At 36.5% G+C, this 20,893-nt stretch carries 21 protein-coding genes; 2 read left to right on the top strand and 19 right to left on the bottom strand.

Annotated elements, in window-relative coordinates; translation table 11 throughout:
* Position 1: 1 nt before the first annotated feature.
* From accB to pdxA, 5 genes are all read right to left on the bottom strand, one after another.
* On the bottom strand, positions 2-487 hold the full coding sequence (gene accB / locus SJY44_RS03280) for an acetyl-CoA carboxylase biotin carboxyl carrier protein (RefSeq protein ID WP_396591268.1): 486 nt from the start codon (positions 485-487) through the stop codon (positions 2-4).
* Between the two features lie 25 nt (positions 488-512).
* Complete coding sequence (locus SJY44_RS03275; protein ID WP_298923607.1) at positions 513-1,508, bottom strand: beta-ketoacyl-ACP synthase III; 996 nt, start codon at positions 1,506-1,508, stop codon at positions 513-515.
* A gap of 172 nt (positions 1,509-1,680) precedes the next feature.
* Positions 1,681-1,881 (bottom strand): 50S ribosomal protein L32, encoded by a 201-nt coding sequence (gene rpmF / locus SJY44_RS03270; protein WP_298923605.1) that lies wholly within the window; start codon positions 1,879-1,881, stop codon positions 1,681-1,683.
* 7 nt (positions 1,882-1,888) lie between these two features.
* On the bottom strand, positions 1,889-2,422 hold the full coding sequence (locus SJY44_RS03265) for a DUF177 domain-containing protein (protein WP_298923604.1): 534 nt from the start codon (positions 2,420-2,422) through the stop codon (positions 1,889-1,891).
* A gap of 109 nt (positions 2,423-2,531) precedes the next feature.
* Complete coding sequence (gene pdxA, locus SJY44_RS03260; RefSeq protein WP_396591267.1) at positions 2,532-3,584, bottom strand: 4-hydroxythreonine-4-phosphate dehydrogenase PdxA; 1,053 nt, start codon at positions 3,582-3,584, stop codon at positions 2,532-2,534.
* Positions 3,585-3,642: 58 nt separating this feature from the next.
* Here pdxA and SJY44_RS03255 point away from each other — a divergent pair, with 58 nt between their 5' ends.
* Positions 3,643-4,233, top strand: coding sequence for a riboflavin synthase (locus SJY44_RS03255; RefSeq protein ID WP_396591266.1), 591 nt, complete (start codon positions 3,643-3,645; stop codon positions 4,231-4,233).
* A gap of 33 nt (positions 4,234-4,266) precedes the next feature.
* Here SJY44_RS03255 and SJY44_RS03250 read toward each other — a convergent pair whose 3' ends face one another.
* Positions 4,267-5,355: an acyltransferase family protein gene (locus SJY44_RS03250; protein WP_396591265.1), complete on the bottom strand. Its 1,089-nt coding sequence runs from the start codon at positions 5,353-5,355 to the stop codon at positions 4,267-4,269.
* Positions 5,356-5,362: 7 nt separating this feature from the next.
* Positions 5,363-7,174 (bottom strand): sodium:solute symporter family protein, encoded by a 1,812-nt coding sequence (locus SJY44_RS03245; RefSeq protein WP_396591264.1) that lies wholly within the window; start codon positions 7,172-7,174, stop codon positions 5,363-5,365.
* A 120-nt stretch (positions 7,175-7,294) separates the two neighbouring features.
* Here SJY44_RS03245 and SJY44_RS03240 point away from each other — a divergent pair, with 120 nt between their 5' ends.
* Positions 7,295-8,005, top strand: coding sequence for a sulfite exporter TauE/SafE family protein (locus tag SJY44_RS03240; RefSeq protein ID WP_396592114.1), 711 nt, complete (start codon positions 7,295-7,297; stop codon positions 8,003-8,005).
* 18 nt (positions 8,006-8,023) lie between these two features.
* Here SJY44_RS03240 and SJY44_RS03235 read toward each other — a convergent pair whose 3' ends face one another.
* The 12 genes from SJY44_RS03235 to SJY44_RS03180 form a co-directional block, all read right to left on the bottom strand.
* The gene (locus SJY44_RS03235; RefSeq protein ID WP_396591263.1) at positions 8,024-8,797 is read right to left on the bottom strand and encodes a tetratricopeptide repeat protein; all 774 of its coding nucleotides are present in this window, start codon (positions 8,795-8,797) and stop codon (positions 8,024-8,026) included.
* 46 nt (positions 8,798-8,843) lie between these two features.
* Positions 8,844-9,749 carry a PP2C family protein-serine/threonine phosphatase gene (locus SJY44_RS03230; RefSeq protein ID WP_396591262.1) on the bottom strand — a complete coding sequence of 302 codons (906 nt, stop codon included), beginning with the start codon at positions 9,747-9,749 and terminating at the stop codon, positions 8,844-8,846.
* Positions 9,746-10,324, bottom strand: coding sequence for an STM3941 family protein (locus tag SJY44_RS03225; RefSeq protein WP_396591261.1), 579 nt, complete (start codon positions 10,322-10,324; stop codon positions 9,746-9,748). Before SJY44_RS03225 ends, SJY44_RS03230 begins: the two co-directional genes overlap by 4 nt.
* 2 nt (positions 10,325-10,326) lie before the next feature.
* The gene (locus SJY44_RS03220; protein WP_396591260.1) at positions 10,327-10,782 is read right to left on the bottom strand and encodes a hypothetical protein; all 456 of its coding nucleotides are present in this window, start codon (positions 10,780-10,782) and stop codon (positions 10,327-10,329) included.
* Between the two features lie 43 nt (positions 10,783-10,825).
* Complete coding sequence (locus SJY44_RS03215) at positions 10,826-11,365, bottom strand: hypothetical protein (RefSeq protein ID WP_396591259.1); 540 nt, start codon at positions 11,363-11,365, stop codon at positions 10,826-10,828.
* A 33-nt stretch (positions 11,366-11,398) separates the two neighbouring features.
* Positions 11,399-11,854 carry a hypothetical protein gene (locus tag SJY44_RS03210; RefSeq protein ID WP_396591258.1) on the bottom strand — a complete coding sequence of 152 codons (456 nt, stop codon included), beginning with the start codon at positions 11,852-11,854 and terminating at the stop codon, positions 11,399-11,401.
* Between the two features lie 372 nt (positions 11,855-12,226).
* Positions 12,227-15,103 (bottom strand): protein kinase, encoded by a 2,877-nt coding sequence (locus SJY44_RS03205; protein WP_396591257.1) that lies wholly within the window; start codon positions 15,101-15,103, stop codon positions 12,227-12,229.
* A 74-nt stretch (positions 15,104-15,177) separates the two neighbouring features.
* A complete protein-coding gene (locus SJY44_RS03200; protein WP_396591256.1) occupies positions 15,178-15,684 on the bottom strand; it encodes an HD domain-containing protein in 507 nt (168 codons plus the stop codon).
* Positions 15,685-15,800: 116 nt separating this feature from the next.
* Positions 15,801-17,024: a hypothetical protein gene (locus SJY44_RS03195; RefSeq protein ID WP_396591255.1), complete on the bottom strand. Its 1,224-nt coding sequence runs from the start codon at positions 17,022-17,024 to the stop codon at positions 15,801-15,803.
* Between the two features lies 1 nt (position 17,025).
* Positions 17,026-17,586: an RNA polymerase sigma factor gene (locus tag SJY44_RS03190; RefSeq protein ID WP_396591254.1), complete on the bottom strand. Its 561-nt coding sequence runs from the start codon at positions 17,584-17,586 to the stop codon at positions 17,026-17,028.
* 25 nt (positions 17,587-17,611) lie between these two features.
* Positions 17,612-18,466 (bottom strand): LEA type 2 family protein, encoded by an 855-nt coding sequence (locus tag SJY44_RS03185; protein WP_396591253.1) that lies wholly within the window; start codon positions 18,464-18,466, stop codon positions 17,612-17,614.
* 9 nt (positions 18,467-18,475) lie between these two features.
* Complete coding sequence (locus SJY44_RS03180) at positions 18,476-20,887, bottom strand: ATP-binding cassette domain-containing protein (RefSeq protein ID WP_396591252.1); 2,412 nt, start codon at positions 20,885-20,887, stop codon at positions 18,476-18,478.
* Between the last annotated feature and the right edge of the window lie 6 nt (positions 20,888-20,893).

The raw sequence follows: 20,893 nt of genomic DNA, 5'->3' as shown, positions 1-20,893 counted from the left end.
ATTAGGAAGGGTCAACCAAAAATAAGGGCTGATCAAACTCTACAGGTGAAGAATCATCAACCAATACCTTAACAATTTTACCAGAAACCTCTGATTCAATGTCGTTAAATAGTTTCATAGCTTCAATCACGCAAAGTACATCTCCTTGATTAATGGTGCTTCCCACCTCAACAAAAACAGGTTTGTCTGGAGATGGTTTTCTGTAAAACGTACCAATTATTGGCGATTTAATAGTGATATACTTTGAATCATCATCTGCAACTGCTGGTTGTTCCGTTTGCGAAGAAGCTACTTCTGCCACTGGTACTTGCGCTGCCGGAGCCACAGGAGCTTGTGCCATAGGAATTTGTTGTACAATTGTAGTTTCTGGTACCGACTCTCCTCCTGTGCGAATTGTAATCTTGATGTCTTCCATCTCCAACTTCACCTCGCTAGCGCCTGATTTAGCTACAAACTTGATTAAACTTTGAATTTCCTTAATATCCATGGAATATGATTTAGTTAGTTGTCTTTTAAGAATTATATGCCCATTTTAAATAAATGGAGCCCCATGTAAAACCTCCGCCAAAAGCGGCAAAAATAAGGTTATCTCCTTTTTTGAGCTGCTTTTCATAATCGAATAACAAGAGCGGTAAAGTAGCAGATGTGGTATTTCCATATCTGTGAATATTGATCATCACTTTATCACGATCTACTCCCATTCTATTTGCTGTGGCGTCTATAATACGCTTGTTTGCCTGGTGTGGTACCAACCATTGTACATCTTCATGGCCAAGGTTGTTACGTTCCATAATCAAAGCAGAAACATCTGCCATATTGGAAACGGCAAATTTGAATACCGACTTGCCATCTTGATAAACGAAATGCCTTTTGTTCTTTATAGTTTCTTCTGATGCTGGTAGAATGGAGCCTCCTGCATCAATTTTTAAGAATTGGCGTCCAACACCATCTGATCGTAAGTATTCATCTTGCAACCCAAGACCTTCTTCATTAGGCTCAAAAAGTGCCGCTCCAGCTCCATCACCAAAAATTATGCACGTTGTTCGGTCCGTATAATCAATAATGGAAGACATCTTGTCCGCTCCAATCAACAACACCTTTTTATATCTTCCAGATTCTATATAACTAGCAGCTGTGGACATCCCAAATAAAAAGCTGGAACAAGCTGCTTGAAGGTCATAAGAAAATGCATTAACAGCACCTATCTGTGAGGCTACGTAAGCAGCAGTAGAAGCTACTGGAATATCTGGAGTTGCAGTTGCAACCAAAACAAAGTCTATCTCTAATGGATCTACACCGCTTTTCTTTATTAAATCTTCAGCGGCTTTAATTGCCAAATATGAAGTTCCTTCGTTTTCTTTTTTTAAGATTCTTCTTTCTTTTATTCCTGTTCTAGAAGTAATCCATTCGTCATTGGTATCTACCATGGTCTCCAACACTTTGTTGGATAAAACGAAGTCAGGAACATATCCTCCTACAGCTGTAATAGCTGCTGTTTGTTTTTTCATATTAGTGTCCTTTTTTGTCAAAAACGTTAAGAATTGACCCAAAAACGGTGAAAAATAGTCATTTTCTACGACTTTTTGGTCAAAAAGAGGTGGTTTTTAAAATTAACCTTATCCCATAAAAAAACTCCCGTTATAAAAAAACGGGAGTCAATATATTTTAAAAAGTTAACTACTAAGCAGCAGTTTCTTCTTCAACTTTGTCTATCAACACTTGACCACGGTAGTACAATTTACCTTCATGCCAATGTGCTCTATGATACAAGTGCATTTCTCCTGTTGCAGAATCTTTAGCAATTGTTGGTGCAGTTGCCTTGTAATGAGTTCTTCTTTTATCTCTTCTGGTTTTCGAGATTTTTCTTTTAGGATGTGCCATTATATACCTATTTATCCGTTAATAACTTCTTTAAATCGTCCCATCTGGGATCTGTATTTTCTGATTCTTCTTTGACTTCTTTTGGCTGTAATTCTTCCAGCTTATCCAAGATTTCCGATTCTAATGTTCCATCCAGTACTCCCGGGTGAATTCGTTTCTGCGGAACTGCCAACACCAACATTTCATAGATATACTGAGAAATATTAATTTGATACTCGCCATGGGGAATGACTAAGATTTCGTCATTTTCATCATTGTACTCTTCCCCAAACTTAACAACTAGATGCAAATTTGATGAAATAGGCTGATCAAATGGTTCGCCTGTTAAATCACCATCTACATTTACGGTTCCTTTTGCTTCAATATCCAATTCCATCATATTGTTCATCTTGTCCAATATGGCGGTAATCTGCACCGAAGCATCATTAAACTCTTGGTAATCAAAAGATTCAAAGAACGTATTGTCAATCTCGTACCCAAACTCGTGCTTCCCCAACTTTAATCCCGAAAAAGGAATAAAAAACTCCTTCAGCTTCATCATTTCTACACTTAAGGTTTGTGTACCAGCCCATAAAGGCGGGTGCAAAGATACTACTTATTTAGAAAACTGCAATTGTATTATAATAAATATCACACATAAAACTCAAGTTTTAACTTGCTCGTTTTATCTTCTGCTTTTGCAAAGGGTTTTTGTTCAATGCTATGTTTTCTTCGCGGTTCTTAAAAACTTGTATCGCTGTAAAAACTGCTTCTTTAAACGAATTTTCATCCGCCTCTCCTTTGCCAGCAATTTCATAGGCGGTTCCATGATCTGGAGATGTCCGTATTTTTTCCAACCCCGCGGTATAATTTACTCCTTTACCAAAAGAGAGCGTTTTAAATGGAATAAGCCCTTGATCGTGATACGCAGCCAGAATTGCATCAAAATTATTGTGGGAATTAGATCCAAAAAAACTATCTGCGGAGTATGGCCCATATACTAATGTCCCCTGATCAAACAATTCTTGTATAGCTGGTTTTAGAATTTTGTCATCCTCTTCTCCAATAGTTCCGTTATCACCGCTATGTGGATTAATACCAAGCAATGCTATTTTAGGTCTTCGGATTCCAAAATCCATTTTAAGTGATTTTTCCATCGTTTCCACCTTGTTTCTAATCAATGCAGGCGTAATCGCCTGAGCCACATCTTTAACTGCTATATGATCTGTTAATAATCCAATCCTCAATGTGTCCGTTACCATAAACATAAGACTTTCGCCATCTAATTCCTGAGCAAGAAAATCAGTGTGTCCTGGAAAATTAAAGTCTTCAGATTGAATATTGTTTTTATTGATAGGAGCGGTAACCAAAACATCAATCTTGCCATTTTTCAAAGCCGCGACCGCAGCCCTTAAAGATTTTATGGCGTATTTGCCGGCTTCTTCTGTAGCTTTTCCATAATCAACGTTAGGCGTTTCTTTCCAAACATTCACAATATTGATTTTACCATCAATGGACTGTGAAGCATCTCTTACTCCATTAAAACTAATATTAAGTTCCAAATCTGATTTTTGTTGGGATATCACCTTGTTTGATGCAAAAATAATTGGGGTGCAGAAATCTAGCATCCTTGGATCTTGAAAAGTCTTTAAAGCAACTTCGCAGCCAATACCATTAAAATCTCCAATTGAAATACCCAGTTTTATTTTTCCTTTTTCCTTCATAAAATAATTGCCGATATAGCTACATTTACATTACAAAACTACTCAATTAAAAAGATTCATGTTTACAGGTATTATTGAGACTTTAGGTAAAATTGAAAAGCTTGAAAAAGATGGTGACAATTTGCATATTACCGTTTCTTCCGAAATTACTTCAGAGCTAAAAATTGATCAAAGCGTTTCCCATAATGGTGTTTGTCTTACCGTTGTAGCGTTGGACGCAGATCAGTATACCGTAACCGCTATTGAAGAGACATTGGCCAAAACCAGTTTAGGCGACCTAAAGGTTGGAGATGTCGTAAATCTTGAAAGGGCCATGGTATTGGGTGCGCGATTGGATGGCCATATTGTGCAAGGGCATGTTGATCAAACCGCAAGCTGCATTTCTGTTCAACAAAAAGATGGGAGTTGGGTTTTTGGGTTTGAATATGATTCTACTTTAAATAATATTACCATTGAAAAAGGTTCTATTACCGTGGATGGTGTTAGTTTAACAGTTGTCGACTCTAAAAAAAATGCTTTTAGTGTTGCTATTATACCGTACACTTATGAACACACCAGGTTCAGTACATATTCGCCGGGGACTACCGTAAATCTAGAGTTTGATGTAATTGGAAAATACGTTGCAAGGTTAATACAACTTCATTCCTAAATCCTGTTTTTTCTTTTCATTAGAGCAGCAGCATCACACTTTTATAAAAATCTTTCTTTTATAAAGTACATAAGCCAAAAGACAATAAAAAGACACTACACTTAAACCATAGAGTAATGATGATAGCTCCATGGACATAAAATCATGAACATAGATTTTATTGAAAAGCCATCCGTGTATTGAGGTATCTTCATCAACTTTTATAGAATAAAACAACTTGGTGATAAAACTGGACAGAAAGTAAACCACTATTGCATTTGCTCCAGCATACCTGAATATGCTCCCGAACTTGATACCCCTTACATCTGTTAGATAGTAAATCAATGCTAAAACAATGTTCGCCCAACCCGTAGTTACCAAAACAAAACTGCTTGTCCAAAGTGCTTTGTTAATTGGAAAAACAAAATCCAAAAGATGTCCTACTAACAATAGTGAACCTCCCAGTCCAAACAGAATAGTTGTTTTTTTCTCCTGTTTTGAAGCTAGTATCAATCCGGTAAAAATTCCTAGAAGCGAGCTTACTATTGCCGGTATTGTACTTAGTAAACCTTCGGGGTCATAGTCTGGCTTATAGCTGTGGGTTCCAAAAACTTGAACATCCAAATAATTGGCCAAATTGTTTGGCGCCCGCTCCAACGTAGACGCTATACCTTCAACAGGAATAAAAACCATTAATAGCCAATATCCTATCAATAAAATTGCTGCAACCCAAATTAACCTTTTCCAGTTAAGGTTTAAAAAGAGGATCGCTGCAAAAAAGAAAACCACTCCGATACGTTGCAACACCCCAGGAAATCTTATTGAAGAGAAATCCTTTATGAATGGAAAACTAATGGTAAAAGCCCCAAGAAAGAGACCTAGCCCAATTAGTTTTAGACTTCGAATCGCGATTTTTTTATAGACGGCAGCATCTGCTTTCTTGTTTTGGTATGCGAACACAATTGACGTGCCAACAATGAACAAGAAAAATGGAAATACCAGATCGGTGGGGGTATAGCCATGCCATTTTGCATGTAAAAAGGGTGCGTACACATTGGACCATGTTCCCGGTGTGTTCACCAAAATCATCAAAATAATGGTCCCTCCACGAAAAATATCAACAGAGAGTATCCTGCTTTTCATGGTAATATTATAAAATGTTATCCTTCATTCTATTCCAAGCCTTTATCAGCAAAAATCCTGAGACTCCAGCAACTCCCGTCAATATCAAAGCCAAATTTGTTTTGCCATAAATCCAATACCCTGTAGCGAACATTATAGTATAAATTAACACCACGCCCAATAACATTGCTGTAATCCCAGATGGTACGCTCCATTTTTGGTCGCCCACAACAATCTCAACGTTGTCCTGCTTTGCATCTTCAATAATTTTGGCCCAACCCGGCCCGCCTGGCTGAATTTTAATATAAAAGCTTCTCAACACATCTTTAGTTTCTGGTTGGGTAACAAAAGTAGCGGTAAGCCATATTATTGATGTAATTATCATAATAAATGGCAATTCTCCCCACTCTGGAAATACTCCGGTTTCCGAGCTAAAAAGTATCTCTTTTAATGCAGTTGTTTCTAAAAGAATAGCTAAAATCCCTGAAGAAAACATTGCCGTAATCTCACTCCAAGCATTGATACGCCACCAAAACCATCGTAAAATGAAAATGAGTCCCGTACCTGCCCCAAAAGATAACAGTAAATTGAAAACTCCCATCGCACTTTGTAATGCCAATGCTAAAAATGCGCTTAAAATCATGAGGATTACCGTGGATAATCTTCCTACGTTAACCATTTGCTTTTCTGTTGCGTCTGGATTGATTTGCTGTTTGTAAAAATCATATACTATATAAGAGGAGCCCCAGTTCAATTGAGTTGAAATAGTACTCATATATGCCGCAACCAAGGAAGCTAGTACTAAACCTAACAGACCACTTGGAAGTTTGGTCAGCATTGCCGAGTAGGCAAGGTCTTGCCCTAATTTACTTTCCGCAACATTAGGGAATGCTTCTTGAATACTTGCAACATCAGGATATATAACTAAGGAAGCCAGTGCTACCAAAATCCATGGCCAAGGACGTAATGCATAATGCATAATATTGAAAAAAAATGTGGCCCCCATAGCATGATTTTCATTCTTAGCTGCCAACATTCGTTGTGCAATATATCCTCCTCCGCCCGGTTCTCCACCAGGATACCAAGAACTCCACCATTGTACAGCCAACGGAATAACCAACATGGTAATCAAGGCTTTTTTATCGCTAAAATCTGGTAGAATGCTTAATTTATTTTTTACATTTTCATTTTCCATAATAGCTTGAATCCCACCCACTTCTGGGATATTCACCAAGTAATAAGCAGCTCCGATTGCGCCTGCCATGGCAACAAAAAAGAGTAAAAAATCGCTATAGACAACTCCTTTAAATCCACCAAGTGCACTAAAGATAACCGTTATAAGCCCTCCAGCTACAACCGTTTCCCAAGGTTCAAGGCCCAGCATAACCCCGCCAATCTTTATTGCCGCCAAAGTAACTGAAGCCATGGTAATAACATTAAAAAATACCCCAAGATAAATGGCTCTAAATTTTCTTAAAAAACTTGCAGCCTTGCCTCCATAACGAAGTTCGTAAAACTCAAGATCCGTTTTTACATTAGATTTTCTCCACAGTTTGGCATATACAAACACAGTAAGCATCCCTGTAAGCAGAAAACACCACCAACCCCAATTGCCAGATACTCCATTGGTTCTTACTAAATCGGTAACAAGGTTTGGAGTGTCTGTAGAAAAGGTTGTAGCGACCATAGATAGGCCCAATAACCACCAAGGCATTGTTCTGCCAGACAAAAAGTATTCTGATGAGCTCTTACCGGACTTTTTGGAAACATAAATCCCTATTCCCAAAACAATGGCAAAAAAAACAATTATAAGACTGTAGTCCAGCGTGCTGAGTTCCATATTTTATTGGTTTGGTTAACTGCTAATGTATAATTTTTTAGAATACCTTTGCTCTTTGTTCGCTAAACGCCAAATTTGACGCTATCTACAACATTTGAACCTTCTTTAATAGCGTGGGTCATGGCGGCTACTGCCTCGTTTCTAATGGGGATTTCAAAGGCAGGGTTAAAGGGCCTTTCTATCTTCAATGTAACGCTTATGGCTTTGGCTTTTGGAGCCAAAGAATCTACAGGGTTAATAATTCCTCTGCTTTTGGTGGGAGATGTTTTTGCTGTAATATATTACAACCGGCACACCCAATGGAATCATATCTTAAAATTTTTACCTTGGATGCTCGCTGGTATTCTTATAGGGGTTTTCGTTGGAAAGGACTTACCAGAAAAAGAGTTTAAAATAAGCATGGTAGTTGTCATTCTTATAAGTTTAGGAATGTTGATTTGGTGGGATAAAAGAAAATCCAAGGCTATACCTACCCATTGGTTCTTTTCTGGTTCTATAGGGATTATGGCAGGTATCTGTACCATGATCGGGAATTTGGCAGGTGCGTTTACCAATATTTTCTTTCTGGCCATGCGTTTGCCAAAAAATGAATTCGTAGGCACCGCTGCGTGGCTCTTTTTAATCACCAATCTTTTTAAATTGCCCTTTCATCTGTTTGTTTGGAAAACCATTTCCCCAGAAACATTGTTGATTAACATTAAGTTACTTCCAGCTATTCTTACTGGACTTTTCTTAGGTGTTGTACTTGTAAAAAAGATCAATGACCGCAACTATAAAAGATTCATTTTAATTGTTACAGCCATTGGAGCAATTGCTATTTTATTCAAATAGAAAGACCACGACCTTAGGTTATTTAGTGCTGCCATTTATATGGTTTACCATCTTACAACCATCCTGATTACCATTGTTACAAGCAGATGTATAAAAAGATAGGGCTCTATTTAAATCTTTTGGTATTTCTTGTCCGTTAAAATAAAGGCTTCCAATTTGGAACTGGGCATTTGCATAGTTTTGATCGGAGGCTAACATAAAATTGGAAATTGCTTTTTGAACATCCTTCGGAACCCCTTGGCCATTGAGGTACATGATTCCTAAATTATATTGTGCAGGCGCAAATCCTTTGCTGGCTGATTTTTTAAACAACTTATAGGCCTTCCCATAATCTACAGCTGTTTCTTTCCCAAAATAATATTTACATCCTCTTTCAAAGCTGTTCCCATTCGTTGGAAAAAACCATATAATAGCTATAACAATAAGCAAAATCCACAATGCAAACCCCCATACCCAATCCATAGTCGGAATTTCGTATTCAGGCAAAGGTGTTGGGAAAAAACCGCTTTCTTGAAATGCTTTGATTTGCTTCTCATCTAAAGGATAATAGGACCCTGAGGTGCCACGTATACCAAGAACATAGCCATCATCAGATAAATATGCCCCCATAAAGAAAAACGTTCCGGTAGTCTTATAGGCAAGATAAACTTCTTCCCCATTAGGGCCTTTGCCTTCTAAAGCCATAATTTCCTTTATGCTTTCGTCTTTTCCAAAAAGACCTCCTATCTTCTTAGCAGATGCTACGTTTGGAATTAATATGGCGAATGAAAAGAGTAGTAAAAATAATCTCATTTTTTTTAGGTTTTATTGGTTGAATTTTTTGTGTGCTCTGTTAGCATTATTGTCCTAAGTCCCATAGTTTGTACAAACAAAACCCAAGCAATAACAGTAGTATAAAAAATACAATTTTTAAATAGGGTTTAGGGTTTTTCTTATTTTTCAAGTTTGTCTCAAAAACTGCTTTTGTCGCACTTGTATTTTGCAGGTCAAGAGTTTGTTCTGTGTCTGTCTTTTTGATTTTGATGAGATACAAGGAATAGTTGTCCTGGGTTCTCCCCGAAGCATTTTTTAGGATTTTGGATTTTACTTCTTCGGCTGTACTTTCTGATGTGAACCAATTCCTTATTTTATCTTCATCCAATGTTTCTAGAATACCATCAGTGCACAACAAAAAGAAATCATTTTTTCTAATATCTTCAATCACTTTATGATCTATTCTAGTGGGCCTTACTCCGCTTACGGCTCTTGTAATGACATTTTTTCGAGGATGATTTTCTGCTTCTTCTTGGGTGATTTCACCCATATCAAGTAAATTTTGTACTTCAGAATGATCTTTGGTCTGGAACAATATTTCCCCATTACGAAGGTGATACACTCTACTGTCCCCTATCCACCCTATTAGCGCGTGCTCTTTGTTATGTGATAATTTAAGTAACGTTAGGGTACTTGCCATTCCTTTTAGAGCGGGTACAGTAGAAATGTTATCAACAAGTTTTTTTTCTGTATACTCCAGTGCTTTGGGCAAAATATCAACGTCCTTTACATCAGCATAGTTCTTATTAATAAACTCTGCCATATACTTACACACCAAAGATGAAGCTACTTCTCCTTTTTCATGCCCGCCTACCCCGTCACATACCAAAAAAAGCTCATCTTTTCCTGTTGGTTCTTCAGGGTGTATGGAATCTTCATTGTTATTCCGATTTCCGATTTCATTAATATAGACAGGAGTGAATACTTTCATATATCCTTATTTGTTGTCGGTTTGGTTGACTGCATAAAAGGAATCTGTTTTTGCCTTTTAAACTCCCTAATAATCGTTGACTCTATTTTTCTGAACCCCCATTTTAATCCGCCAGAGGAAATGGAAATTGGTGTTCCATAGGTTTGCATGTTCCTACGCATAATAGAAGCTTTGAACTTACTGCTTGCATTGTTTAAATACTTCTCCGGATTCTTAACATCTATAAGCAAAAATTTGGTCAGCATCACTTGGGATTTTCTGATGTTCTGAATGTCTTGCCATTCAATTAACCCAATGCTTACCCCATTTGAATTATCCCATATGCCCTTATCGCTTATTATCATCCCCATGCGGTTTTGAAAAAGTTTTTTGAACACAGAAATGAGTATCGCACCAAAAAATAAAATAGCTATAACCGCAATTGCCCTCATTATAAATGGATTTTCAGCTTTTCGGGTTTGCATGTTTTCCGCATTTAAAAGAATAAATACACTCAATGCAAGAAACATAGCGCAACCAAGAATTATAAGCACCAGTTTTATTCTGCTCAATGGTATTTCTATATTGTCTTTCATACTTAATTAATAACTGCCTGTTTCATCAATTCTCTTTTTACCCATAAGCGCATTTTACGCCCTATACCATAAGTGTCTATATTATTTAAAAGATCCTTTACGGTTGCCAATCCAAAAAAAGTACAGCCAGAACAGACGGATACTTTACTCTCCGATCTGTACAATTCTCGTATTGTTTTTTTCTGATCTCTTCTTAAGGTTAATTTTCCAGAAAACATTAATTCTTCATATACTATAACTGCCATAATACGTTCCGCTGTGTTATGTGAATACAAAAGTTGTCCAATCTCATCATATCTGGATGCACTAATATACTGATGCATTTTCTTCACAACGTATGTTGGTTTTCCAACAAAAGAACAGCTAAAGCCAATAGTTTCGCTAAAATAATCAGTTATTTGGGCATTAATAAATCCCAAGTTAATTAAAACAAATAATAGTCCGATCTGATATTTCATTGCACATCCATTGTTTACCAAGAATTAATACGGTTCTCAAAAATCACCAATTTACAGTACCATTCATGGTGAGAATTGTGCCTGTTTCAACATTCTTTACAGTAACATTAGAAAGCACACTTTTTTTCGCTTCAGCATCTAATATAATAGACCCACATGCTATTGAGGTTTCAAAAAGTGAATCGCATATGTAACGTCTCTCTATACCATTGACCACAATGACCATAGAAATCAATTCTTGTCCAAGAACTATTACAAAAGTGTTTTCTATATCCTCAAAACTTATAATAGATTCTACATAATCAGGGTCATTTAAAGGCAAATCAGGCGCGTCTTCTGATATTTTAGCGCCCTTGGGTACTATTATGATAGTTTCATCCAATCCTGTTAAATCTTTTCTCCCATAGTTTATATCTCCTACTTCTAATTGGGTCCCTATTTCAGCAGTGTCTTCTCCTGACAAGGTAATTACGCCCCTGGCATCTGTACTTGCTATTTCTTCTTCGCTGCTATTATCATTGTCGCAATTAATGGATAAGAACATCACAGATAGCATGGTTAATATGGTGTAAATAGTCTTCATTTTGTATTTGTTTAAAAATCGATTTTAAAAATTCTAGTTATTGGCTTTTAAAGAAATGGTATTCTCTGAAACACTATTTATAGTGAAGCCTTGCTTTAAGTTCTGCGGTACTTCTTGCCATATATCATCTGCTGTTTTTTTAGATTCTACGCTAATGGTTGCATTGTTGTTAGCAAAAGTCTTAGATACCTTTTTTACGCTTTTTATTCCTTTAATGTGTTCTTGCAGTTGACTCAAGTTCTCATTCCCATACTCCACAGAATGAATCTGGATGACAACGATGTTTTTAGATTTAGCCTTACCTTCCTTAGAGCCAAAAAGTATTTTCCCTACTTTATCAATTGTCTCTTTGGTTCCTTCAATGGTGTTTTCAATACTTACGGTAGTACTATCTATTTGTGCATTGGTTTCCTCAACAGTGCGGTCCGTCTTGTCAATTTCCTTGACTACTAGTTCTTTCTTTGGTTCGATCTGTTCTACTTCTTTCATTTTGAGCTGTTGCCGATCCAAAAATCATAATTGACAAAAGCATCAAAAGGGTTGTTCTAGATTTCATTTTTAAAAGGTTTTAGTTATACATTTATTCTTTATAACTACTTTTTAAGAATGTCATCTTTTTAAACAAAAAAATCTTGAATAGAACTTAAAATGTTCTATTCAAGATTGTTGTAATGGAGTTTAGGAAGAGGTTTTACTTTTAAATTAAGTGTCCTTTTCTTCTGTAATAGAGCTTAAGGTAAATCGGTCATATGCCCTAACATCAAAAACGATAGACTGTCCGGTTGACAACCATTTTTTTATATATAAGCTTGCCGTTCATATAGACATAGAGCTCATTGTCCTTGGTTTCTTTTTTGTAGATCATCTTTTTGTCCCCTCAACTTTAAAATCATCAAAATAAAGAACAGGATTACTACTGGGGTTAGAGACTATCATTCCCATATATTTGCCCCCCGTGCTTTGTATTGGCTGGCTAGAAATAACAATCTTGCCATTTAGATAACAGGAGACATAATTTCCGTTTTTACGAATCATTATCGTGTTTGTCCCTTCTTTGGTAGTAACATTAACCCCTTTTATTTTGTTCCATTTACCGCCTTCATATTTATGTATATTTACTGTGTTGTTACCCACTTCAGCAATATGATAGTCATCAGAACCATTATAATCAAAAACCAATCCTATCGCTGCTTTACTGCTTCCCCTGATTGTTTTTGTGCTTACCGAATAAGGCTTTGCGGCATCTATATCAAAATAAGCCGTTTTTTTGTGGCTTAGCTCCTTATTTTTTACATTTATCTTATAGGCACTAAACTCGTAGGTCCATTCCTTATTTGTATCAGAAAATTTTGGGAACTTTGTTGAACCGTTGGTGAAATTCTCATGATATTTAAATTTCTTGGCTTTTTGTTCTTCCTGCCTTTTTAGATCTTCTGCTTTTTGTTCTTTATCAGTAAGTTTGGCCCCTTTGTTTATTAACAGCGTGTCCATTTTAGTGTTTTGTTGATCACGAGCCATTTGCAGTAGACTTTTTTCATCTTCAATAAAATCTACGTCTTCTGTAAATCCTCCTACTTTTGGAGTCATTAGAATCTCCAAAACCTCAGCATCATTGGTTTCAACAGCTGCTTTAAGTTGTTTGTCATCTATTCTTGTTGTTAATCCACTATGATCTACAAAAAGACGGAGCATTCTTTTTAGTTCATCTGCATTATCTTCAGTATACTTTCCTAATATTCTATTTACCACTCCTTTTTCAAAATGCCACTTGGCTCTGTTGTCCAAAGCCTCTATAAACTGGGAATAATTTACGTTTTCTATGCCTTCATTAAAGTCATATCCGATTTTTGATTTAGCCCATTGGCTATAAAACAAGGTTCCTAAAATAAGTGTGAAAATGCTTATTGCAGGCCAGAAGTATTTTTTGAAGCTGGTCTCTTTTATTGCCGAATAAATGATTACCATAAATCCAAAAAACATAGAAAAGTACCACATGTAATACCCTATCTTAAAGTCTTGGATATATACCTTAGAGCTCACCTTGGCAATCAAAGAACTATAAAAACCTTTCCCGCCTTGAAAAAACAAAGAATTAGTTTCTAAAAACAGCCACCATAATGAAGCAATACCAACACTTGCGATAAAAAATAATATCAATGTGTTTCCAAAGTCTTTATGTTTTTTATAAATAAAGAAGAATAGGGCGGCAATAAATAGTACATTGGGCATGAGTGTAAGCACCATCCATTGTTTATCTAATAATAACACTACCATAAAACCAATGGTGTCTTCATAAATATCGAAGAAATACGATATACAATAGGTCAATAAAAAAAACAATGCCAGATAGTTTTCGATAGCGAACCTTCTTTTGGATTTTTGGGATGTGTTTTTTATATCCCTATAAACCAACCAACAGAAAACTAGTCCTTGGATTATTCCTAAAAATAGGAAAACATAGTCTTCTGCCTTTAAACTACTATTTACTGACATTGCTATTACAACGGAAGCAACTATTAGGTTACAGTAAAATAAAAACCCTGTGTTAAGGAGTTTTGGCAAGGTATATTGGTTTTTAGGCTTGACATAAAAAACAGCAAAGAGGAAAACTGATATTGGGTAAAGAAGAAAGGCATATACAGTATTCTCTGAATCTAAAATCAAGTAGGCAGACCATAGAATCGAAATTCCAGCATAAATCCAAAGTATTATTTTTTGAAGTTTGGTTACTTTGGAACTTTGATCATCTTCAGGTTTTTCTTCTCCTTCTTTTGTGATGAATACCGTATTATCAAGGTCCTTTTCTTGAGGATTTTCTTCTTCAACAATTGTTCTATCTGCGTCCTTTTTTTCTTTAATAGGCGCCTTGAAATCAGAATTTATATATTGTAATAATTCTTCCGCAGAAGATGGTCTGTTAATGGCTTTCTTTTCAAAACATATAGAAAGCAGCTTCTTGTAATCTTCTGGAATACTATTTAAGTCAGGGTCTTTCTCGGTGATGGCATCACGAACTAATTCAATATCATCCATTCCCTCGCCAAAAGGATATTTGCCCGTTAAACTTTTATAAACAATTACTCCAATAGCCCACAAGTCAGTCCTTGAACTTATGGTGCCATCCAAACCAAATTTCTTCTTGTGGAACTGTTCTGGCGCCATATAATGAGGCGTTCCTATCATTTCCGTAAAAGACTTGGTAATATTTTCTGCAGACAGTGTATCCTTACTAATCCCGAAATCTGAAATCTTAGCGGTAGGAACTCCTTTTTTATTTTTGGTAATCAGAATATTCCCTGGCTTTAGGTCTCTGTGCAAAAGCCCTTCTTCATGTAGATATCCCACACCCAGGACAATATCCCTAATGAGCTTGTCCAGTACCTCTTTTGAAGGTTTAGTCTTTACAAATTCCTTTAAGGTTCCTTGGTTAGCATACTCCATGATAATCACGGGATAGCTGCCAGACCTACCCATGGCATCTGTATGCTTTATATAGTTAAGACCAAAATAAGTTATGATGTTTGTATGGGATAGGCCTTCCAAATTATTAAACTCTTTTTCTAAACTATACTTGGACTGCCTTGTACTACCCATATCGCCAGAGGTGACCGCTATTTTATAGATTTTGAGCGCTACGTTCCTATTGGCATAGGTGTCTTTGGCTCTAAAAACTTCTGCAAAGGCACCTTCTCCTAGCTTATCTTTTTCGGGATCCCATTCGTATTGGTTTAGTTTCATTTGGTTGAGTGTTAGGCTAATCGTATTACAATTTAAAAAACTTCTTCTTCTAGGTAAACTTTAAAATCTATGGGTCACTTATTTACTTCCTTAATCAACCCAAACAACCTTTCCCATGCCTTGTTCACTTCCACATCTGGATGTTCATCATTACGCAGTTGGTCACAAAATTCTTCATGCTCTCCTTTATAGGTTTCAAATAATTTTTGATTGTACCTTTTGGATTGTTCCATATTGGCAACACGGTCACATATTTTTACTACCGTGGCCTTCCAATTTGCTTTTATCTTTGGGTATGTTTTTGTTTTACGTTCCTTTCTATTTCTTCCCAACTCATCAGTTACGGCATAAACAATCTCTGCTACTTCTTCCCCAAATGCCTTTTTTAAATCGTTATATGAAAGATCTGTATCCTCTAAGGTGTCGTGCAACACAGCCGCCACGATAACACTTTCATCATACCCTAAATCTTCGATTATTTTCACCACTTGCTTTATATGGTATATGTATGGGTATATATCATATTGCTGATTTGAGTGGGCTTTTTCTGCTACAAGTAGGGCTCTTTCTTTGTTGGTCATTGTTGTTTTATTCTATATAACAAGAAAAGTGAAATGTCATCTTTAAAGTATTAAACTCAGCTAAAATTTATTTAATTCTTGGTATTTGCCCAAGGTGCTTTTTAAATACTTCTATTTCATTTTTCTGTATACACTGTAGTTTCAAAGGAGGCTTTTTCCATAAAAAGGCGAGCCATTTTATTTTTGGTGATTTCTACCTGTTCCAACGGCTTGGGTTCTTTAGCATGGACATCCAACTCATATATCATTGTGCCTTCAACTAAAAAGTAACGATGTCTATTCTTTTCCTTGACCTCATAAACCTTGGCTATTTCAGAATCCAAATTTGAGTTTATTATAAGTTCAAGCGTGTTCTCTGTTTCATTAAAAAAATAAGTGCCCAAAGAACTTTCTGAATCGTAATTTACCTTTAGGTTTTTAGATTTCCCTGAAAACCTAGTGATGTCTTCCAACACTATGTCCAATTTCTCTTTGGATGGATTTAGCTTTGGTTTTATCTTCAATAATGAATTGCCAAAAGAACTATCGGTTCGCAACTCTTCCAAAGGTTTTACGCCAGCTGTTTTATCAATTGAAAAGTATTTGTTTTTATAAAACAAAACATATTCTTCTTCTTTGTTCTTTATAAGCTGCAGTTGTAATTTAGATAGTAAAGGGTCTCCAAAAAGTGTTAGTTTATCGCCATCAAAAGTATACCGCAGGGGAAGTGGGTATTCTATCGTTCTAACCGATTCTGGAGGAAGAGGCGTAAAGCCACCTAAAGCCAATTGAGTATCGTTATTTATATTGTTATTGTCTAACTGAACGGTATCCCTGGACTTGTCTTTTAGTCCCTCTTGATTGACCAATTCTTCGTCAACTTGATTTTCTGTTTTTGTTTGCTGCGGTTTTTCTTCTTGTACTAAACGCTCTTCATCAATAGGGTTTTCTATAGTGTCCTTCCTATTGGACTGCACCGTATCAATGTCAACTATAATTGGGTTAACATCTTTAAAACTAGGGTTCTGTCCATCGTTTTGATAATAAAAAAACAATAGCAATCCTATAAGAACGCAAGCCGCTATTCCGCTGCCAAATACAACCAGTCTGCGATAATACCCTTTGTTGGTCTTGCTTTTATTTTCTTCTTTGTAACTATTGTAATATGATGTGAGCCTTTCTTTTAAGACAGTATCACCCTGTTGTTCTATTCCCTTATATATTTGCTTGTAGACTTCTAGTTCCTTGGCAAAACTTGCATCTTCAGCAATGCGTTTTTCAACCATTTCCTTTTCAGACTTGGTTAAGGCATTGCTCAAGTATTTATCTATTAAATCTATATGTCTTAAATCTTCTTCCATGTTATTTAAGGCCTATAATGACTTCATAAGATATGCCGCTTCTTAATTTTTTCAAACATCTCAATTTCTGTTGGCTTGCTGAACGTGGGCCAGAATAATCAAATTTCTCTGCTATGTCTTCCATTCGCATACCTAAAAAAATAGTTGTCTCCAACAAGGACTTACAGGGTTCCCCAAGCTTTTCCAGCGCTTCCATTAAATATTTTTTGAGAGAGGGTCCTTTGTAGGTAAATTCAATTTCATCATCCTCTTGCCCCCAATCCACAGCCACAACCCCATCGCTCTGTTTTTCATATTTCTTTCTTCTATTTAGCTGGTTGAGCCATTGCCGTTTGGAAACTTCAAAAAGATAGGTGCTTATCTTGCTCCTAAGTTCATATTTGCCCGCCATTACATTTTTGTAGAAAACTATGATCGCCTCTTGGAAAACATCAAGGGCATCGTCATCATTCCCACTATTTTGAGATATCCATCCTTTTACCTTCCCTAAATGTTGATAAAGATGTTGTAAGCACCCCTCATTGCCATTTTTAAGTTGGTCTATCAGTTCTTGGTCGGTCATTCAAGAGCTTTTTCTATGTTGTTTGCTATAAAGCAAGATTTAAGTTGTCTTCTATTGGCACTCTAAATTCGTATCCTTCTATCTGTATCGCTATCTCTCCCAAAATACTAAAATTAACTTCGGTTTTTGTAAGCCAAGACAATTTGGCTTGTTTTAAAATATCAAAATTGTTTAGGGTAACATCTACAGGGATCAAAGCTTTTTGCAGGCTTTCTTGTCTTAAGGGTTGAGAAAGCTGCCAATTGGCAACTTTAGCGCGGCTCTTATCCAGATAAAAATCAAGTTGCAACTCATTTATCATATAGTCTAATGGAAGGTTGTTTTGGGTTTCTATCTGAAGCTGTAATTTGGTTGTGTTAAATGATGGGAGCCTGTTGGAGGATATTGATCGAATTTTAAAATTATCAGCTGTACTTAAATTTTTTCTTATTTGCTCATGGATTATACTCTTCGTATTTAAATGGATTTCATCGTCCATATCAATCGTAAAAGAATTCAAGAGAAAACTTACCCGGCTATTTCCTTTTATGGAAAAAACGGTGGAATCAGACGTGATAAGTTCTGGATAGTATTTGTGTAATTTCTCTACAGCGATTTCAAAACGTACAGGTACGCTAAGAGTGTCATTGGCCACTAAATTTATCTGTTTGTCCAAATACCCGTTTCCCACAAGAGAATCTTTATAGAATATCTCCATCCCAGATTGTCTCAATTTAGTTTTTACATCGTTAGGGTTGTATACCACATAATCCATGGTGACCAATAAGAGGCTATCTTTTAATCCAAGTATGGAAACATTGTCCACCTGAATAAATTTTGGTTTTTTACTGCAAGAAGTACATATGGCCAATCCCAGTAAGAGTATAAATATCTTTCGCATTTGAATCATTTAAATACTGTCTTTTTTCTTTAAAGCCGAATAAATCAGGATATAAAAAAGGACATTCAACAGCGCTATTACAAGTATGTTTTTATCAAAGCTATTGAACACTCCTCCTATCAAACTCCCTTCATCCATTAATTTTTGATTGTATAAATCCAAAATATCCATTGCGGAGGCAGAATCTTCCACAACACCTTTTTTAAGCTCTGTTGAAGCGTCTGATACTTCTTTTGCACTGGCATTAAAATTACTTGGTGAAGGGTATGATGTTAAAACACTCTCTTTGGATCCTAAATTTCTTGGGTGGGAAGGAGAAGCCTCATCCTGCAATCTGGCAAAACCTTCCGTGCCCCATCTGCCAAGAGTAAAAAAGCTTAAAATCTCTACAAGAACATTATTGATTTTTGTCATTACCCCGGCCAGCATAATCTGAGGCATTAAAGCAATAGGAACCACGGTCATTACTTTTTCTGTAGAGTTTAAAGATGATGAAAGCCATAACCCAATAAGAGATGCTGAAAAAGAAATATAGAACATGAACAGAATTCCTTGGCCATAAGGTCTAAGATAAACCTCATCAAAATCACCATATGTATTGAATTTGAAATTGAGGTATATCACACTTACAAAAACGATGGTTTGTACTAGGGCAATAAGGGCTAGCACTATCCATTTAGAAAGTATGTAGGTATGTATATTGAGGTTGAACATACGCTCCCTTTTGTATACGGAAAGCTCCCCAACAACTTCTTTTGCTGCATTGCTTACCCCAAACCATATTGCGGATATAGCCATTAAAAATAGCACCCCTATTTGAAGCCGGTCAAACACCAAACATACCAAGCCGGCAATAATAACGGGTTGTGCCAATAGCAACAATAGATTCTCCTTGTCGTTTATTTTGATGTTGAAATATCTAGACACAAGCCAGTAAAGTTGTAACCATAGCGAATCTGGTTTGTCCCGTTTAAAATCCGTTGTGTTGGAATTTTTATATGCTATTGCATTTGGCTTTTGGTAATAGGTAGATTTCACCATATTTGAGTCGCTCATTTTACTATACACCTGTATAATATTTTCCGCGCCAAAATGACTGGTTAACAGTTGTGCCCGGCCCTTGTAAACAAGGTGTCCTTGTACTCCCAAGAAAATAACCTGATCCACATAATTTAAATCTTCCGGTTTATGGGTAACCATAACGATTGTGGTTCCAGAATGTGCCAGTTTTTGCAAACTCATTAAAAAACTCTCTATGGTCTCTGGATCAAGCGGAGATGTTGGCTCATCTAAAAACAAAATAGTTGGCTCGGTCAATAATTCTACCGCAATGGAAATTCTTTTGCGTTGCCCCCCAGAGAGGCTACCCACTTTAACCTCCTTAATGTCTTTTTCCTTGTCTTGATTTAGATTAAGGTCTGTTATTACTTTGTTTATCCTTTTGTTTATTTCTTCATTTGTGGTATCATCCGGCAGACGTAATTTTGCCGCATAAAACAATGTTTTATATACGGTCAATTCTTTATGGATAATGTCATCCTGAGGCACGTACCCAATCTTTTTCTTAATTAGGTTGAAATTTTTTCTCAGTGATAAACCATGGATGAAAACTTCTCCAGAGGTTGCTGGGTTATCCCCATTTAAACACTTGAGCAATGTAGATTTTCCACAACCTGAAGGTCCCATAAGGGCGACAAAACTGGAATTGGGAATGTCCATGGAAAGGTTCTGAAGTCCAATTTTATTGTTTGGGTATTTCTTTTGGATAGAAACAGCCTTTATCGCATATTTTTCCTTTCTTAAATCTTTGCTTCCCTCAACAAGGTTGATCATATATGAGGATATGGTGACAATATCGCTATCCTTTAAAGCCACCTTACCTGTAACCTCCCTCCCGTTTATATAGGTCTTATTTTTAGAGCCAAGGTCTTCAACATAGTACTTTTTATCCTCAACACTAATTCTTGCATGAACACGCGTTACCGTAGGGTCGTCAAAGACAATGTCGTTAGAGGGCAGCCTCCCAACATTTAGAAAGCCCTTTTTATCAATTTGTGATTTAAAATCTGAGGTCTCCTTAAGCTGTGGCTCTTCAGCACTCTCTGGTTGTGAAGAAATTTCCTCCTCTACTGGCACTACTACTTCATCAAACAGATTAAAGGTTTGAGAAGCAATGGTAACCCTATCTTTAAGTGTAATTTCCACCCAATCATTGGATACAATTCTTTTTGCATTCAATAAAATGCCATTGGCACTTTCCAAATCCTTGATAAATACCTTAGTGCCCACTTTTTTCACCAAAGCATGCTTGCGGGATGCAGTACGGGAATCTATTTCAACATCGGCCCCATGTCCCTTTCGTCCAATTGAGATGGGAGTTTCCGATAATTCCAGTCTGGTACGATTAAATTCTAAATACATCTGGGT

Origin of the sequence: Allomuricauda sp. R78024 (assembly GCF_044596045.1) — a bacterium.
In the GTDB taxonomy this organism is placed as follows: Bacteria; Bacteroidota; Bacteroidia; order Flavobacteriales; family Flavobacteriaceae; genus Flagellimonas.
The sequence above is the reverse complement of the archived record's forward strand: the minus strand, read 5'-3'. Positions and strand labels throughout refer to the sequence as shown.

What these genes read in the sequence shown, in the direction of transcription:
- accB (WP_396591268.1), bottom strand. Translation starts at nt 487, where the DNA reads ATGGATATTAAGGAAATTCAAAGTTTAATCAAGTTTGTAGCTAAATCA.
- SJY44_RS03275 (WP_298923607.1), bottom strand. Translation starts at nt 1,508, where the DNA reads ATGAAAAAACAAACAGCAGCTATTACAGCTGTAGGAGGATATGTTCCT.
- rpmF (WP_298923605.1), bottom strand. Translation starts at nt 1,881, where the DNA reads ATGGCACATCCTAAAAGAAAAATCTCGAAAACCAGAAGAGATAAAAGA.
- SJY44_RS03265 (WP_298923604.1), bottom strand. Translation starts at nt 2,422, where the DNA reads ATGATGAAGCTGAAGGAGTTTTTTATTCCTTTTTCGGGATTAAAGTTG.
- pdxA (WP_396591267.1), bottom strand. Translation starts at nt 3,584, where the DNA reads ATGAAGGAAAAAGGAAAAATAAAACTGGGTATTTCAATTGGAGATTTT.
- SJY44_RS03255 (WP_396591266.1), top strand. Translation starts at nt 3,643, where the DNA reads ATGTTTACAGGTATTATTGAGACTTTAGGTAAAATTGAAAAGCTTGAA.
- SJY44_RS03250 (WP_396591265.1), bottom strand. Translation starts at nt 5,355, where the DNA reads ATGAAAAGCAGGATACTCTCTGTTGATATTTTTCGTGGAGGGACCATT.
- SJY44_RS03245 (WP_396591264.1), bottom strand. Translation starts at nt 7,174, where the DNA reads ATGGAACTCAGCACGCTGGACTACAGTCTTATAATTGTTTTTTTTGCC.
- SJY44_RS03240 (WP_396592114.1), top strand. Translation starts at nt 7,295, where the DNA reads ATGGCGGCTACTGCCTCGTTTCTAATGGGGATTTCAAAGGCAGGGTTA.
- SJY44_RS03235 (WP_396591263.1), bottom strand. Translation starts at nt 8,797, where the DNA reads ATGAGATTATTTTTACTACTCTTTTCATTCGCCATATTAATTCCAAAC.
- SJY44_RS03230 (WP_396591262.1), bottom strand. Translation starts at nt 9,749, where the DNA reads ATGAAAGTATTCACTCCTGTCTATATTAATGAAATCGGAAATCGGAAT.
- SJY44_RS03225 (WP_396591261.1), bottom strand. Translation starts at nt 10,324, where the DNA reads ATGAAAGACAATATAGAAATACCATTGAGCAGAATAAAACTGGTGCTT.
- SJY44_RS03220 (WP_396591260.1), bottom strand. Translation starts at nt 10,782, where the DNA reads ATGAAATATCAGATCGGACTATTATTTGTTTTAATTAACTTGGGATTT.
- SJY44_RS03215 (WP_396591259.1), bottom strand. Translation starts at nt 11,365, where the DNA reads ATGAAGACTATTTACACCATATTAACCATGCTATCTGTGATGTTCTTA.
- SJY44_RS03210 (WP_396591258.1), bottom strand. Translation starts at nt 11,854, where the DNA reads ATGAAAGAAGTAGAACAGATCGAACCAAAGAAAGAACTAGTAGTCAAG.
- SJY44_RS03205 (WP_396591257.1), bottom strand. Translation starts at nt 15,103, where the DNA reads ATGAAACTAAACCAATACGAATGGGATCCCGAAAAAGATAAGCTAGGA.
- SJY44_RS03200 (WP_396591256.1), bottom strand. Translation starts at nt 15,684, where the DNA reads ATGACCAACAAAGAAAGAGCCCTACTTGTAGCAGAAAAAGCCCACTCA.
- SJY44_RS03195 (WP_396591255.1), bottom strand. Translation starts at nt 17,024, where the DNA reads ATGGAAGAAGATTTAAGACATATAGATTTAATAGATAAATACTTGAGC.
- SJY44_RS03190 (WP_396591254.1), bottom strand. Translation starts at nt 17,586, where the DNA reads ATGACCGACCAAGAACTGATAGACCAACTTAAAAATGGCAATGAGGGG.
- SJY44_RS03185 (WP_396591253.1), bottom strand. Translation starts at nt 18,466, where the DNA reads ATGCGAAAGATATTTATACTCTTACTGGGATTGGCCATATGTACTTCT.
- SJY44_RS03180 (WP_396591252.1), bottom strand. Translation starts at nt 20,887, where the DNA reads ATGTATTTAGAATTTAATCGTACCAGACTGGAATTATCGGAAACTCCC.